The organism is Candidatus Zixiibacteriota bacterium, from assembly GCA_035380245.1.
Taxonomy (GTDB): domain Bacteria; phylum Zixibacteria; class MSB-5A5; order GN15; family FEB-12; genus DAOSXA01.
Genome location: DAOSXA010000001.1, coordinates 442,491 through 458,262, shown reverse-complemented (window position 1 = coordinate 458,262; position 15,772 = coordinate 442,491). Strand labels below are relative to the sequence as shown.

18 protein-coding genes are annotated in these 15,772 nt (G+C 51.4%); 12 read left to right on the top strand and 6 right to left on the bottom strand.

Annotated elements, in window-relative coordinates; all coding sequences use genetic code 11:
• Nucleotides 1–15: 15 nt before the first annotated feature.
• Together PLF13_01805 and PLF13_01800 are read right to left on the bottom strand one after the other, a co-directional pair.
• On the bottom strand, nt 16–402 hold the full coding sequence (locus tag PLF13_01805; protein ID HOP06005.1) for a Rid family detoxifying hydrolase: 387 nt from the start codon (nt 400–402) through the stop codon (nt 16–18).
• Between the two features lie 381 nt (nt 403–783).
• Nucleotides 784–1,563, bottom strand: a complete 780-nt coding sequence (locus tag PLF13_01800; protein HOP06004.1) for a hypothetical protein — start codon at nt 1,561–1,563, stop codon at nt 784–786.
• A 221-nt stretch (nt 1,564–1,784) separates the two neighbouring features.
• On the opposite strand from PLF13_01800, the gene corA reads away from it, so the two are divergent.
• From corA to PLF13_01765, 7 genes are all read left to right on the top strand, one after another.
• Nucleotides 1,785–2,867: a magnesium/cobalt transporter CorA gene (gene corA, locus PLF13_01795; protein HOP06003.1), complete on the top strand. Its 1,083-nt coding sequence runs from the start codon at nt 1,785–1,787 to the stop codon at nt 2,865–2,867.
• Between the two features lie 25 nt (nt 2,868–2,892).
• Nucleotides 2,893–3,804, top strand: coding sequence for a mechanosensitive ion channel family protein (locus PLF13_01790; GenBank protein ID HOP06002.1), 912 nt, complete (start codon nt 2,893–2,895; stop codon nt 3,802–3,804).
• Nucleotides 3,805–3,991: 187 nt separating this feature from the next.
• Nucleotides 3,992–4,303: a preprotein translocase subunit YajC gene (gene yajC, locus PLF13_01785; protein ID HOP06001.1), complete on the top strand. Its 312-nt coding sequence runs from the start codon at nt 3,992–3,994 to the stop codon at nt 4,301–4,303.
• Nucleotides 4,304–4,316: 13 nt separating this feature from the next.
• Nucleotides 4,317–4,823, top strand: a complete 507-nt coding sequence (gene def, locus PLF13_01780) for a peptide deformylase (GenBank protein ID HOP06000.1) — start codon at nt 4,317–4,319, stop codon at nt 4,821–4,823.
• A gap of 77 nt (nt 4,824–4,900) precedes the next feature.
• Nucleotides 4,901–5,860: a methionyl-tRNA formyltransferase gene (gene fmt, locus PLF13_01775; GenBank protein ID HOP05999.1), complete on the top strand. Its 960-nt coding sequence runs from the start codon at nt 4,901–4,903 to the stop codon at nt 5,858–5,860.
• On the top strand, nt 5,857–7,392 hold the full coding sequence (locus tag PLF13_01770) for an Rne/Rng family ribonuclease (protein ID HOP05998.1): 1,536 nt from the start codon (nt 5,857–5,859) through the stop codon (nt 7,390–7,392). The genes fmt and PLF13_01770 overlap by 4 nt, the downstream gene beginning before the upstream one ends.
• A gap of 144 nt (nt 7,393–7,536) precedes the next feature.
• Nucleotides 7,537–8,157, top strand: coding sequence for a CYTH domain-containing protein (locus PLF13_01765; GenBank protein ID HOP05997.1), 621 nt, complete (start codon nt 7,537–7,539; stop codon nt 8,155–8,157).
• Nucleotides 8,158–8,277: 120 nt separating this feature from the next.
• Here PLF13_01765 and PLF13_01760 read toward each other — a convergent pair whose 3' ends face one another.
• The 4 genes from PLF13_01760 to PLF13_01745 all read right to left on the bottom strand — a co-directional run bounded on the left by PLF13_01760 (nt 8,278) and on the right by PLF13_01745 (nt 11,795).
• Nucleotides 8,278–8,487: a TOBE domain-containing protein gene (locus tag PLF13_01760; protein HOP05996.1), complete on the bottom strand. Its 210-nt coding sequence runs from the start codon at nt 8,485–8,487 to the stop codon at nt 8,278–8,280.
• 82 nt (nt 8,488–8,569) lie between these two features.
• Nucleotides 8,570–9,256 (bottom strand): HNH endonuclease, encoded by a 687-nt coding sequence (locus tag PLF13_01755; protein ID HOP05995.1) that lies wholly within the window; start codon nt 9,254–9,256, stop codon nt 8,570–8,572.
• Complete coding sequence (locus PLF13_01750; protein ID HOP05994.1) at nt 9,257–11,428, bottom strand: hypothetical protein; 2,172 nt, start codon at nt 11,426–11,428, stop codon at nt 9,257–9,259.
• Between the two features lie 193 nt (nt 11,429–11,621).
• Nucleotides 11,622–11,795 carry a hypothetical protein gene (locus PLF13_01745; protein HOP05993.1) on the bottom strand — a complete coding sequence of 58 codons (174 nt, stop codon included), beginning with the start codon at nt 11,793–11,795 and terminating at the stop codon, nt 11,622–11,624.
• Between the two features lie 375 nt (nt 11,796–12,170).
• Between PLF13_01745 and PLF13_01740 the strand changes: the two genes are divergently transcribed.
• From PLF13_01740 to PLF13_01720, 5 genes are all read left to right on the top strand, one after another.
• Nucleotides 12,171–12,791: a hypothetical protein gene (locus PLF13_01740; GenBank protein HOP05992.1), complete on the top strand. Its 621-nt coding sequence runs from the start codon at nt 12,171–12,173 to the stop codon at nt 12,789–12,791.
• 141 nt (nt 12,792–12,932) lie between these two features.
• On the top strand, nt 12,933–13,910 hold the full coding sequence (locus tag PLF13_01735; GenBank protein HOP05991.1) for an HD domain-containing protein: 978 nt from the start codon (nt 12,933–12,935) through the stop codon (nt 13,908–13,910).
• A gap of 531 nt (nt 13,911–14,441) precedes the next feature.
• Entirely contained in the window at nt 14,442–14,795 is a 354-nt protein-coding gene (ndhC, locus tag PLF13_01730) for an NADH-quinone oxidoreductase subunit A (protein ID HOP05990.1), read from the top strand.
• Nucleotides 14,786–15,298, top strand: coding sequence for an NADH-quinone oxidoreductase subunit B family protein (locus PLF13_01725; protein HOP05989.1), 513 nt, complete (start codon nt 14,786–14,788; stop codon nt 15,296–15,298). Before ndhC ends, PLF13_01725 begins: the two co-directional genes overlap by 10 nt.
• 1 nt (nt 15,299) lies before the next feature.
• Entirely contained in the window at nt 15,300–15,770 is a 471-nt protein-coding gene (locus tag PLF13_01720) for an NADH-quinone oxidoreductase subunit C (protein ID HOP05988.1), read from the top strand.
• The last annotated feature ends 2 nt before the right edge of the window (nt 15,771–15,772 follow it).

The following is a 15,772-nucleotide window of genomic DNA, read 5'->3' as shown; positions in this document are numbered from 1 at the left end:
GATTATTGTTTGTTCTCAACCGAGAACGGCAATGGCCTCGATCATGACTTTGGCGCCCTTGGGAAGAGCGGCTGCGGCTACGGCGGCGCGGGCCGGGGGACGGTTATCGAAAAACTCGGCGTAGACCTCGTTTACCGCGCTGAAATCGTTGATATCGCTGAGATATATGGTCGTCTTGACTACTTGCGATAGATTGCCGGAGGCAGCTTCAATCACTGCCTTGAGATTGTTCAAAACCTGTCGTGCTTGTTGTGCCGCGTTAGTGCCGACCAGATTTCCTCCGACCGGGTCGAGTGCAATCTGACCCGAACAAAACAGCATCGTTTCCCCGGAAGCTCGGATGGCCTGTGAATACGGTCCGATTGCTGCCGGAGCGTTCTGGGTTTTTATCACTTCTTTCATCTCGTCCTCCTTATGTCACGATGAATTAAACCAAGGGGTGGGCCAACAGCAAGTGGTATGTGAAGTGAACCATGAACAGGATTTCCGGAGACTATAAAATTCTGAGGTTCCGGCCAATGGGGCTGTTGAAAAAACCTTCTGCGGCGGAGACAAATCCCCGCCGCTACGCGTTCAGTGGTTCTAACCTCGTGTAGCGGGCGGCCTTGTGTCGCCCGCATTGTGGTCGTGTTTTTCTGGAATGGCAAAGGGCACAGCTCTTTAATCCGTCCCTCGGCAACAATAACGTTCCCAGAGGAATTCAACCGCCGACATCCTTTTCGATCCCGGTGTCCGTTTTGTTACAATATAGGATATTGGGGATATCTCAGGCCGATGGTGGTCTTAATAAACATAGCCGCAATCATAATGGGCCAGACAGATCGAATTGAATTGACTAACTTCCAGGGGTAGCGTTCGAGAAACGCGATATTCCCGGCGATACAATCCACCCCACTTGGTGAAAGTCACCAGGCTGACATAGGCATAGTCGGCATCGTAACGGAATCCGACATGGGGCTCAATTTCAAGCGCCTGGCGTTCATAAGAGCCAAAATCGTACTTATCAACAATCGCTTCGAGGGCAGCGCGGCTGCAAACCACCCGCGTGTCGTTATACAAATTATGCCATGCCAGATAAAATTGCCCGCCGAGCAGCCGGAGCAACACCGCCTCAAAGTAGCCGGCGTCGCAGTCTTCCGCTTCAACGCGATCAAGATAATAGCAATAGGGACTGTTTTCCGGGGCGCTGGTTACATAGAGCACGTATTCATCGTAAGAACCGATCGGTTCGACCGAATCCGGGCGGCTGTACATAAAGGGGCGCCCATCACCGTCGTAGTAGTAGACATAGTCCAGGATCGTGCTGCCTTCCGGGTGCAAATGGGTCAAAACTGAGAAATAGTTGTTGGGATCAAACCAACTGCTGTCTTTTTGGCTAACCAGGTATGGATGAGTGGCTGAGGCCGCTTCGTTGAGAGTTGTTATGTTATCGATAATTGCCTGGTAGGCTCTTCCCTCGGCGGAATCCGAAGTACCGAGAAAAGTCTCATCCCCCGAGCATGAAATCAACAGCACAATTATGAGGCAAACGGTTGATAAAAACCATCTTGACGATTTGACCACTCATTTCTCCCTTGTTTGGCAACAAAGACACTCAGTCCCAAATTACGGATAAATCCGATTTCTGTCAATGCACAAGGCCCGGTCGAAGCGCAGTTTCACATTGCCGGACATTCTTTCACGGATCCGTCAGCCTTGATTCAATCGATGAGTAAAAACTTGTCCTGACCAACGGTGAACACAATCATCAGGCGGGTAACAGGAGCCTCCAAAGGGAGCAGATAATGACCAGATACATGAAGAAAATATCCAAGAAGGTCGGTCTGGGACCGGGAAGTGTTGTCTACATCGGCGTAGATCGACCGGGACCGGCCAGAATCGATGTAATCGATTACTCCGAAGATAAATTGACGGAGATCCACGACGTATCAGTCGAGGACTGTCTTCCCTATCGAGATTCCTCCAACACCACCTGGATTAATGTCACCGGTGTACATGATACGGATGTTATTCAGAAGATCGGAAAGCAGTTTGACATCCCGCCGCTGGCGCTGGAGGATATCGCGAACACCGGTCAGCGCCCCAAGTCGGAAGAACTGAGTAGAGGGATTTTCTTCATACTGAAGATGCTTTACTTCGACGCGAAAACGAATCGGATCAGGTCCGAACAGGTCAGTTTCATCTTTTCCGAAAGGCTGGTGATCAGTTTTCAGGAGGTAGCCGGTGATGTTTTCCAGCCGGTCAGGGAACGTCTGGCTCGTACGGTGCCGCGCACGCGTATGATGCATGCCGACTATCTGGCTTACAGCCTGATCGATGCTATTGTCGACCAGTATTTCGTTATCCTGGAAACGATCGGCGAGCATATTGAGGGACTCGAAGAGGAGTTGATCAACAGCGCCGAGCAGGAACACCTGGGGCAGTTACACGATCTGAAACGTGAGTTGCTTCTCATGCGCCGAGCCACCTGGCCGTTGCGCGAAGTTATCGGGTTTGTCGAGCGGACCGAATCGAGCCATATTGACGACCAATTCCGACCCTATTGGCGCGATTTGTACGAGCATGTCGTGCAGGTGATCGACAATGTCGAAACCTTCCGGGACATGGTTTCGGGATTGCTCGACCTGTATATGACCAGCATTTCCAACCGGATGAATGAGGTTATGAAGGTCCTTACCGTGATTGCTACGATCTTCATTCCCCTGGGTTTCCTGTCCGGAGTATACGGCATGAATTTTGACCCTGATATCAGCCCCTTCAATATGCCCGAACTCCGTCTCCCTTACGGTTATCTGTTGTTCTGGGGACTGGTCTTTGTGATAGGCGGCGGAATGGTGCTCTATTTCCGCCGCAAGAAATGGTTCTAGACGATAGACTGCGGAAAGGACTCTCTTGAATCCAATTGAAGAAGTGCACATCGCCTGGGAAGACGTAATCCATTGGCTCACAACGCAGGGTATCAAACTGGGAGTAATACTGCTTCTCACATTCCTGGCCCTGCTGATCGTGAGTGTCATAGCCAATCGGTTAACCGCAATATACAAACGTGTCCGCGATGATAACGAACATCTGAAACGGGCTGAAACGCTCGGTTCCATGTTCCGCACGGTGATGCGTCTGGCTGTTTTGTCAGTGGCGGTTATGTTGATCCTTCAGCAACTCGGAATAGAAATCGGGCCGCTCCTGGCCGCCGCCGGCGTCGCCGGTATCGCGATCGGCTTCGGAGCCCAACACATTGTTCAGGATGTCGCCAATGGTTTCTTCATTCTTCTGGATGATGAGATTCGCGTGGGTGACGTGGTCGAGATAGCCGATAAGAGCGGGATCGTGGAAAGAGTCAACCTCCGCCAGGTGGTAATTCGCGGTCTTGACGGCAACGTGCACTATATCCCGAACTCCAACATCACCGTCGTAACCAATATGACCAAGGAATTCAGTTATTGCCTGCTGGAAATCGGTGTGGCTTACCGCGAGGATATCGACGAGGTGATCGAAGTGATGGCCGAGATCGGCGGAAAGCTGCGGCAAGATCCCAACTACAAAGACTATATCCTGGAAGATATTGAAATTCTTGGTTTGGACCAGTTCGGCGATTCAGCGCTGGTTATTAAAGCGCGTATCAAAACCCTCCCGATCAAGCAATGGAAAATCAGGCGTGCCTACAACCGGTTGCTTAAGGCGGCGTTTGACGAGCGGAATATCGAGATTCCCTTCCCGAACATTACCTTGTATATGGGTGAGGGCAAGGACGGTTCCGCCCCGCCGCTACGGATTCGTCGGGAAGACAAGGAGTCCGTGGGCTGAGTGTTTTTGCGCCGTCAGGCGTCTTTGTCTGACGGCTTTGTGTCTTCCGGGAACCGGGGCCCAAATAGTCCGGTTTAATTTCTATAATCAATTGCTTGGCAAACAAACGGTTGACTTATACCTTTGTCGGCCAGATATTAGCCTGTTCAGATATTGAGCAGTTGACCGATAATGATAAGGAGAAGTTTTGATTAGCAACTGGCCAATATTAATGGCTGGCGGACAGGACGGCGGCGGTGGTGGCATGATCACCCTGATTTGGTTCGGCCTGATTTTCGTCCTGATGTATCTGCTGATGATCCGTCCGCAGCGAAAAAAACAAAAGGAACATGAACAGCTTTTAAATGAGCTGAAAAAAGGTGATAGAGTAGTGACCTCCGGCGGGATGTTCGGAACCATATTCGCCATCGATGACGACCGTAAGATCATCGTCCTCAAGGTTGGCGAAATTAAAATGGAGTTCCTCAAATCCTCGATTGCCGGTCGGGTCGAAGCTTGAATTAGGAGCAGCCGTGGCTGAGCGCCGGATTGTAACTTACGGCGAACCCGTTTTAAGGGAAGTTTCCGAGCCGATTGAAAAGATCGACCAGGAAATCAAAGATTTAGTGTCCAATATGTCGGACACTCTGAAAAAAGCAAAGGGTCTGGGCCTTTCAGCGGTCCAGATAGGCGTTCTCAAACGCCTTTTCATTGTTGATTTGTCGGCGGTAGACATTACCGAAACCCTGAGAGTATTCATAAATCCCGAGATTATTGCAACCGAGGGAGAGCAAGAAATGGAGGAAGGCTGTTTGTCCTTCCCCGGGATTTATCAGAGACTCACACGTCCCGGAAAAGTAAAGGTCAGAGCGACCGACCTGGACGGAAACGAATTCGAACTCGAAGCCACAGGATTGGCTGCACGAGCGGTTTTACATGAGTATGACCATCTTCAGGGTGTGCTGTTTATCGATCACATGTCACCGTTAACCCGGACCCTGCTCAAAGGCCGCCTTCGTAAAATAAAGACAGCATCGTAAAGAGCCTTTTTCGGATTCTTCCCGGTCTATAGCAATATAGCCGCATCATATCCGCGCCCCGGCCTGACCGGCATCGCATGAAGATCATCTACATGGGTACGCCTGCGTTTGCGTGCAAACCGCTGGCAACCCTCCAAAACAGCCGGCACGAAGTGCAAGCGGTGGTAACGGGCATGTCTAAAAGACGCGGGCGACGAGGTGATGAGTGTCCCACTGATGTCTGTTGTCTTGCCAATGATCTTGATTTGCCGGTCCTGACTCCTCAATCGCTTAAAAGCAAGAAACTCCACCAGCAACTGGCCGAATTCAATACGGACCTGTTCGTGGTGATAGCTTTTCGCATTCTGCCGGAGAGCCTGTTTCGTCTTCCGCGTTATGGCTCCATTAATATCCACGCCTCACTTTTGCCTAAATATCGGGGTGCGGCTCCGATTAATTGGGCATTAATCAACGGTGAAAAAGAAACCGGCCTGACCAGTTTCTTCCTCAACACCGATGTGGATACCGGCAGTATCATTCTTCAGACAAAAACGGATATCGATCCGAACGAAAATTACGATACGCTCTATGCCCGGCTTTCGGACCTTTCGGGCCAATTCCTGCTTGATACGCTCGATCGAATCGAGCGGTCGGATTTTAATCCGACCGGGCAGGATAACGCTCTGGCTTCGCCGGCGCCGAAACTTACCCCATTCGACGGACTGATTGATTTTGGATTTCCGGCCGAACGGATCAAAGATTTCGTGCGCGGGCTGTCCACCCGACCGGGCGCCTACTCCTTTTTCCGAGGTAAGAAGGTAAAAATATACCGTTGCCGGCCGGTGACCGAATCGGTCGATTTACAAGCCGCGCCGGGGACGGTTCTCGCCGATCGTAAGCGTCTTCTGATCAAGTGCGCCGATACGGCAGTCGAAATTGAGGAGTTGGTGCCCGAGGGGAAGAAACCGATGGACGGACGTTCTTTCTTGAACGGAATGCGGCCGGAAGCGGGAGAGCGTTTTGGTGAGGTCATGAAAGGAGGTGAGAAAGTCAGTTGAAAAAAGAAATCCTCATCAACTCAACAGAATATGAAACCCGCGTGGCTATTCTTGAGGACGGCAAGCTGGTAGAACTCGAGGTCGACCGCCATAACACCGATCGCATCGCCGGTGATATATATAAAGGCGTCATTAAAACCGTTCTGCCGGGTATGCAGGCAGCGTTTGTGGACATCGGCATGGAGAAAGCAGCTTATCTGCACTCTTCGGATGTCGGCAAGGTGTATGCCCGCCATGGTGACTCGGAAGAAATGGAGGAAGAATCCCCCGCCGACATCATCCGCAAGAAACGCCGCGCCGGAATCGAAACCGTTCTCAAAAAGAACCAGGAAATCCTGGTTCAGGTCATCAAAGAACCGATCAGCACCAAAGGTCCCAGGGTGGCAACCGAAGTCTCCATCCCCGGCCGATTTCTCGTGCTGGTGCCGGATGATGACCATATTCGCGTGTCGAAACGAATTGCCCATTGGGGTGAAAAGAAGCGTCTGCGTAAAATCCTGGAACCGCTTCGTCCCGAAGGATTCGGGCTCATTATCCGAACCGAGGGAGAGGGTAAGTCGGAAGCTGAATTCAAAGGTGATATCAAACGTCTTATGCGCCTTTGGAGCAAGTTGATCCGAAAAGCCGAGAGTTCCCCGGCTCCGGTCCTCATTCATAAGGAGGCCGAAGTGACGGTCAGCCGCATTCGCGATGTCTTCACGGCAGATGTCGATCGCCTGATCGTTGACAACCGAGCCGATTACAAGAAGATCATCAGCTTCGCCCGCCATGTGGCGCCGGCCCTGCGCAAGAGGGTCGAGCTTCATAAGGGCCCCCTGCCGCTTTTCGACATGTACAATCTGGAACCGGAAATCGAGAAAATGCTCGAAAGGAAGGTCTGGATCAAGAAGGGCGCTTACCTGATCATCGACCAAACCGAAGCGATGGTGACGATCGACGTCAACACCGGTCGGTTCGTCGGCAAACGCGATCAGGAGAAAACGATCTTCGAGACCAACATTCTGGCCGCTCGTGAGGCGGCTCGGCAGATTAGATTACGCGATATCGGCGGTCTTATTATCGTGGACTTTATCGATATGTACAGCCGTGAAAACCGCCGTAAGCTCTACGAAGAGTTCTGCCGTTGTTTCGAGCGCGACCGCGCCAAGCGAGCCATTAATCCCGTGACCGAATTCGGTATCATGGAAATGACCCGCGAGCGGATTCGTCCCTCTCACATGCAGACTTTGAGCGAACCCTGTCCGCATTGCAACGGCCTCGGCCGTATCCCGTCCAAGGACACAACCGCAACCAAGATCGAACGCTGGTTCATGCGAGCCAAGGCTGACAACAAGTATCGCAGTTTTCATCTGGTAGTCAGTCCCGGCTTGTCCGAAGAACTGGCCGACAACGGTACCGGTCGTCTCGCTCGACTCTGCAAAGTCCACCGGTTCAAGATTAACCTCCTCCGCGACACGACGATCCCCGAACATATCTATAAAGTGTATGACGCCGATCAGAATGTGGAGATTACGGAGAAATACTCAGTGTAAACTAATGAGTTGAGTTGACAAGGGCGGAATTCCTGACGGATTCCGCCCTTCTTTATTGGCCGCTGCTTTTTTTGGAAATAAATCTTTGATTCCTCGGTGATCAATTCGTTATAATGTACAACAGATATGGGATCAGATAACCGCATGAACAAAGAGATAGAAATCAAGCTCGATTTGGGAGCTTTTACCAACTACCTGAAGTTGCTTGGTTTCCTGGGGCAGATCGATAAAGAAGAACGGCAGTTAAACGCCTTCTTCGATACCGAGGATCGCCAACTAGCCAAATCCGGCTGGGCGCTAAGGGCGCGAGCCGAAAACGATCGTGGACTGGTAACGATCAAGAGCATTGCGGTCGAGGAGGGGGATGCCTTCATTCGTCAGGAAATAGAGGCTGAGATCAGCCGCGGGGAGGTGCTGGATATCCTGGCACTGCAACGCGATGTTATGGCGATGAACGTCATCCCGGTCCAATACCTCAAAGAGAAGGTCGGTGAACTGGATGTGATGATTTTGGTCAAGTTCGAGAATGTCCGTCAGCGGAAATCGTTCAAGATCGGCGATTACAATTATATTCTCGAAATCGACAAAACCGAATTCTCGGACGGCTCTGTTGATTATGAACTCGAAGTGGAACTGACCGACACCAATCGGCTCGAAACGGTAGTTGACTCCCTGCGCAAGATATTCGAATCGCTGGGTATTCCTTATCTTCGCCAGACCGAGTCCAAATTCGCCCGCGCTCTCAAACACGCCGGCATCCGTTAGTTCCCAACACCCAAGAGCTTGTTTAAAGAGGCCGACGCTCTTAATCGTATAGCGGTATTACGAACGGGATAAAACCGCCCGCGATGCCCGGGTATTGATATGGATGTGCGCCGGGAACGGCTATTCCTTCACGACCAGGACGTTGATCGCCTTCACCACGACTTTGACCGTTTCACCCTTTTTCAAACCGAGCTCTTTGATCGAGTCCACTGTCATAACCGAACTCATGACAGCATCTCCCTGAAGCTCGAGTTTGACCTGTCCCATGATATCGCCCTTCTTGATCCCGGCGACCTTGGCCGTAAGCTGATTGCGTGCTCCGTATTTCATTGAACTACTCCTTTGTCCACCCAACTTTCATATCGATTTTGGTGGTTGATACCAGCAGTAAGGTATCAATCTCGTACGAATTCTATTGAATCTTGTCGCTCTTCTGGAGGTTGTGGCGTGCACAGAGTATCCTGACGTTATCAGCTGTAATGCTAGCCCCTCCTCTGGAGAATGGGATATCATGATCGAAATGCAACTCATCGGTAGCTCCACATATAACGCATTTACCTCCGTCCCTTTCCCAAACCTCCTTCTTGACCTGTGTGGGTATAATCCGGGTGCGCCTTCTGAGACCATCAGTCGTATTGGTTGCCTCATCCTCGGTAAGCTGCAAGCGGAATCTGAACACCATCCTTTCATTTGATTGAACCTGGTAGTAGTCAACCAAATCAAAGAGACCACGATATGACCACACTCCTGAAAATAGTTTCTCGTACACACGGATTTTCTCCGCTGATCGGTTCTTCTTGCAGTACTCCTCAATAGCCTTCACGAATAGTCCATTCTGCGTCAGGCTGCCTGTTTTGGTAATGAGGGCTTGATCGACTCGTTTTGGGTCTACCACCTCAGTCGACTTCGGGACATCATGACCCTCATACTCAATGGTGATCCCATCTTCTAGGATCATGTCCGAGTAAGGTGCATTTGATCGTTGAGACATAAGCACAACCGAATGCGTCGGATTCAACTGAAAGTTCATCCCTCGTTGTAGTGTCTGGACATCTTCCAGATCACACATCTCACGATATGTAAGAATATCATCTTTCATTTACAACTTCCATTTGAAAAACTCCGGCACGGTGCCGCTGGAGGCATCCAGCCCCACTCCGTAGTTGTCGGCTCCGAATGTCGAGTCGCTCTGATCTGGCTGGAACCACAGCTCCCCATTTTTCGCCGTCGGGTGCAGGCGTGGCTCGTCCCCCTCGAACTCATAGTATTTGTCCGTGCCCCCGGCATCGATGAAACCGCCGAACGATTTGGCATAGCTATAATAGAGGGTATTTTTACCCGGGTGATCGTAGTTGTCGAGGTAACTGGCTTCACCGAGACCCGGTGTACCGGCGCCGAGCCAGTATTCATCATCGCCGCCGATGTCGATCAGAAACGCACAACTGCGTATCTGTGCCAGCCCCATCGAGATTTTAACGGCGCGGTAAAAATCGTTTCCACCCTTATCGATCAAAAAGGCGTTGGTAAAATCCCAGCCGAAACCAAGCGCCGCTCCGGCTGTTTCGAACAGCTCGTGCCGGTCGTTGCCCGATTCATCTAGTAATATCCCGTTGCAGAAATGAGCGCCGGACCCCTGGGTGAAATAACACGACTTGTATTTATCGTCGCCGTAGCGATCGACTGCGATACCGGTGCCGAACCAATAGCCGATCCCCAGCGTCCAGTTGCCGGAATAGTATTCATCATCACCGTATATATCAATAATCGCTCCAAGACCTCCGGCCCAGGCATGGCCGTCGGAGCCATCGCCGCGCCGCCCCATTCCCGCTCCCTGGGCATTATTGGCGTTGATACGTCCCTCACTGTGGTAGTCGCCGCGGTCATAAATCCGGGAGAATGGCTCGGCGCTGAACTTGTCGTTACCGTCGTAATCGGCCAATACACCCACCCCGCCGCCGATTCCTCCCATCCCCTGGCCGTCGCCGTACAGGTAATACAAATCATTACCGAGACCGTCCAGGCAAAGACCGATCCCGAAATAACCGCAACCCTGAGCGCTCACTTCGGCCTTGTAGAGGTCGTCACCCTGCCGGTCATATAATACGCCGACTCCGAACAGGCCGGTTCCCTCGGCAAAAACCGAGCCGTGGTACTCATCGTCACCCTGATGGTCCAGCAACAGCCCGACTCCGAGTAAACCGACCCCGGCAATCGGCTCATTGTGTTCGTTCTCGGTCCCGTAAACATCGTTACCGCCCATATCAATCAACACCGACACCGGATTGAGCAGATTATGATTGGCTGCAACCGCTCCGGTATAATGAATGTCCTGGCCAAAGTCTACCACCAGCAGGGTATTGTCGCAATTTATCGGGAGAACTCCGCGATGTCCCGGGGTTACCACAATTATCCGACCGTACGGCGTCGGCAGGGCATAAATCATTCTCTCCGGTAAAGCGGTGTTGATACGGCCTAATTCCACCTCCGCCCATCCGGCCACAGCGGCGGTTTTAAGAGCTGCGTAATGCAGCGAAGGCCAGTCGATCGTCGCCGCGATATCATCCAGTTCCGGGTGGTAAACTTGACCGTCCCCCTGGGTTTCGGCCAGGTCGCGCAGGGCCATCGCTTTCAGCATGGCGTCTCGATCACAGTTGCGAAAAGCACGATTGCGCCAGCGGATCGCCTCGGCCAGATTGGCCACAACTTTCGCCAGGATGCTGCGGACAGTGTCCGGCATTAGCGGAAGAATCTCCAGGCTGTCCATCCGATGCGGCGGCCAACCTGATTTTTCTCCAAAGCTCGAAATATCGGTCGGCTCGTCAGCCAGCCAATAAAGTCGATCTACAGCCGAAGCTAACGGGGTTTTGCCGTCCGGAGCCGATACCAGGTTGGCGGAATACGAACGGAATCCGCCTAATTTCCGATCGACCCCGAGACTGTAAACAAGACGATAAAGATTCTCCCCGGTTGTATCGACCGGGATAGGTGCCAGATAGGTCTCAACGTTGTTGGCCATCACCGCCGCGTAGTCGTACAGCTTGAGCGGTTCGGCATAAAGCGCCTCGAACGAGGTCAGCTTGTACGGCACGTCGAGCGGAAAACGAGTCCAATATCCGGCCGGGCGATAGCCCAGATCACTTCGTGAAAAACCGACAACCGTCAGAATCGAATCGAGCAGGTCCGCCGGCGGTGCCGTCAGAGTGGTGTCCTGAGCCGCCAAGCCGCTCACCAGAAGTAGTATTGCTAAAGCAACCAAAGCTGTTCTCAACATTTATCGCCTCCGAGTCGTTATCGTTAGCCACTTCAAACCGGACCGGAAACTGTCACTATAGTCTGGTCCGACTCCCCTAAAAACGGATCGATTCTCAATCAACGCAAGTAGTAAACTATCGGTCGACACCAATGAAAAACGCCCGCGACCGGTGCGGGCGTCAGAAATGTCGGCAATCGTTCAACGGGAGCGTTCAGACTTCCTGAAGTTCCCAGGATTCATGCTCCTCCAAATCGCGGATCATTGATTTCTTCTTGAGCCGTTTATATCGATTCTGCTGAGGGTCCTGGTATGGTTGCTCCGACTTGTTCGATTTCTTACCCCACTTTTCACGTGGCCGGCCGTTGCGCCTGAACTGGTCACGCATTGTTCGTTCCTCCAGAACGTTTGAAATTAACAGTCAACGAAAGACATTAAATTTATCGGACTCTCTCGAAATGTTCTTTCGAAGAATCGACTTCTATAACGGCTGAGCGTTGATTTTGACCGCTTTTTGACCAACATGCCTGATCATGGAAATCGTTGCAGTCTCTTACAGACATGTGAACGATTCGTCAGACCTGCGCAATCGCCTGCCTTATTGTTTTCGTTTGTTGGCAGCCCCTGTGGGAGTTTTCCCATACTACGAATGCATAAGTCCCACAACAAGTTAACCGGTGCTTCATGCGTTCTTGCGGCTCTCGGGATAAAACGGCACGGCCTGTGCTCAAAGGGGGGCAGACAACAACGCACGGAGGAAGTGATGTTAGAAGGTAAGTTCAAAAGAGGATTCTCAAACGAGAGACTGGCCACCACCCAGGAGCCGCGGGTGCGCAAAGACGACAACGGGTTCTTTGTCATGTCTCTGTCGGAGAATACGAAAGTCTATTTCGAAGATTTCTATCAGTTTTTAGAGGCTACTTATAATCGCGCCTCGGAAGAGCGTACAGCCCTGGATGAGAAGATCAAGATTTGCAATCCCAAGTCTGTCGAGACACTGGCTTATTATCGCGCCCGGGGCGTCATTGTCGATCTGCTTCTTAAGACTATCCGGCGTTTCTACACCGACGGCGCCAATCTGGGGGTGATTATGACCCCGTGGTGTTTCGGTACGGTCATGCTTGAAAAGATTGAGGTCTATCGTGACCGAATCAGCCGGGGAGAGGTCGATGATCCCAATATCCCGGAGTATCCTTACTACATCATCCGCTATATCGATGAGATCTATAAAGTCACGCTGCTGGAACTGTTCGATTTCCCGGAGAAAGCTTTCCAGATGCGCTGGCAGTATTCGGAACTGCTTAAGCGTTATTCCAAGATACTGACCAACATAACCAGTTCGCTGCATTCCGTTCTGGGTATGATTAAAAATTACGGATCTTGACGCTTTACACTGTCCATACACTTCCCTCCTGCGCACAAAACCCTCCGGAGCCACACCCGGAGGGTTTTGCTTGTTAATGGTAGCGTTTTTTCGCCGATAATGGTATAAACGGACTACCCTGTGGAGCCTGTTTTATTTGGTATGGAAACACCGACTGTAAATACACAGACTAAAGTCGAATATATGCCGATCTACCTTGATTGTATCCGGGTCGACTCGGTTCTTGATTTCGATTTGTATATAAAGCTCGACCGCCGGATGGTCCTTTATCGGTCGGCTAATTTGCCTTTTACCGAAAGAACACGCCAGAAATTACTCGAAAACAAAGTCGACCGGCTGTTTATCCCCGGCGACAAAAAAACCAACTACCAGCACTATATCGAGCGCAACCTGGACAAGGTCCTGGCCGATCCGGAAATCAATGAAGAGAAAAAAGCCGGAATTCTCTATGAGACCTCGACCAATCTGATCAAGGATGTCCTGGCTAATCCTACTTATGGAGAGAATATCCGCCGTTCCAAGGAACTCGTAAGCAACACCGTAGGCTTTATCCTTCAGGGACGTGAGGCATTCCTGAGTTTGTTAACCCTGACTTCGTTCGATTATTACACTTACACGCACTCGGTCAACGTTTGCACCTTCGCCATTGCCCTTGCCCAACAACTCGGTATGAAGGACAAGAAATTCCTTCATGAACTCGGTACCGGAGCGTTGCTGCACGATATCGGCAAATCGAAAATCTCCGACCGGATCCTGAATAAAAAATCCGCCCTGACTCCTTACGAGTTCGAGATCATGAAACAGCATCCCAAGTGGGGGCTGGAACTACTGACCGAAACCGATGAACTGACTTCAGCCTCGTACTATCCGGTGTTGCAGCACCACGAACGGGGTGATTTCAGCGGTTATCCAAACGCTATCGGTATCGAGGATATGCACATTTTCTCACGGATTGTGGCCATTGCCGATTCGTTCGATGCCATGACCTCCGAACGTGTTTACCAGAAGGCTATGGACACGTATCCCTGCCTGAAAATTCTTTTTTCTCTTCGTGAGGCTTACGATCAGGATCTTCTCCGAGCCTTTACCGAACTGATGGGCCCCAAGGGCCTGACCTGATTACCTTCGTAATTGAGAATCCCTCCAAATTGAATGGCCCCTGTGTATGTATGGGGGCGTTGAAAAACCTCTGCGGCGGCGGAGACAAGCCCCATCGCTAAGCGTTAAAGAGTCCTGACCTCGCATAGCGGGCAGCCTTGTGTCGCTCGTATTACGGTTGCGTTTGTCAGAATGTCCGGGCGTATGGCTTTTTCAACACTTTCTTTCGCGGGAAAGACGTTCCGGTTGACTCATGTCGAAACTATCGAGGGGTGGTTTTCCGTTTCAGGTTGCAAGCAACCTGACCTGACACCGAGTCAGGAACCGAAAGAGACGTAAGGCATCATAAACAGGTCGTTAATCGGGACCAAGATTATGGTAATTCGACCTGTTTTTGACGGCATAAATGGGGAGCAGAAAGGGACCTGTTAAAATGGTCTCAATACGAGGGAAAAAATCCCTTGACATTGATCGAATAAGCGGTTTCTTGCAATCCCAAGAATTGTGAATTCAGTCACAAACTGCTGAATTGACAGCGAGAGGCTATGTGAGATGTCGGAGTATTTGGCCGTTCTGATCTTTATTATCGTCGGCGCCGGGATCGTCCTGATAACGTTCTTCCTCAATAGGTTGCTTCGCCCGAACCACCCATACCCAGAGAAGAATCTGAATTATGAGTGTGCGGAGTTGCCAATCGGGAGTTCGTGGATCAAGTTTCACAACCGATTCTACATCTTCGGACTGATCTTTGTCATTTTCGATGTGGAAGCGGTATTCTTGTTCCCCTGGGCGGTGGCGTTCGGACAACTGGGCTTGTACGCCCTGGTTGAAATGGTTCTGTTTATATTGATCCTGATGTTCGGGCTGTTCTACGCCTGGAAAAAAGGAGCACTGGAATGGGCGTAGTCAAAAAAGTGCCCTATTACCTCGAGAAATTCCCCGGTGGTGGTATGGTAGCCACCAGTCTGGAGTGCGTTCTTAAAAACGCCCAGGCGGCGTCGGTATGGTATCTGTTGTTCGGTACTGCTTGTTGTGCTATCGAATTGATGTGCACGGGCGCCTCACGTTTTGATTTCGACCGGCTAGGGATGATTTTCCGCCCGACTCCGCGTCAGGCCGACCTGATCATCGCCGCCGGTACGATTACCAAAAAGATGGCCCCGCGGTTGCGTCGCCTGTATGATCAGATGGCCGAGCCGCGTTATGTCATTGCCATGGGCGGATGCACCGTCAAGGGCGGCCCGTTCTATTATGACAGTTATGCCGTCGAGAAGGGTATCGATCACATAGTCCCGGTTGATGTATACATCCCCGGCTGTCCGCCCCGTCCCGAGTCATTGCTCGAGGGATGTCTGACCCTGCAAAAAAAGATTAAATCGCAAAAGTTGCCCGATTGGCACGAAAAGTAAGATGACCAAAGAGGAACTTGTCGCATATATCGGCTCTCATTTCGAGGGCAAGCTGACTCCTGTGGAGACCGGTAAATTCGATCCCTGGTTCGAAATCAAACCGGATGATCTGCTGGAGGTGATGCAGAAGCTTCACGATGATAACTCCCTGAAATTCGATTTCCTTTGCAATCTCAGCGGCGTCGACACCGGCGAGCATTTTGAGGTAGCTTATTCGCTGGCCTCAATTGGTCTCAAGCACCGGATGGATGTCAAACTGAGCCTTCCTTACGAAGGGGCCGAGGTGGAGTCGGTTCAAAAGATCTGGGCCGGAGCCAACTGGCACGAGCGGGAAGCGTGGGAGTTGTACGGTATTAACTTCAAGAACCACGGTAATTTAACCCGTTTCCTGTTGCCTGATGAATGGGACCAGGGACATCCGATGCGTAAGGACTGGGACGGGCCGGATTTCGTGCGGCTGCCGGAGGTGTGACC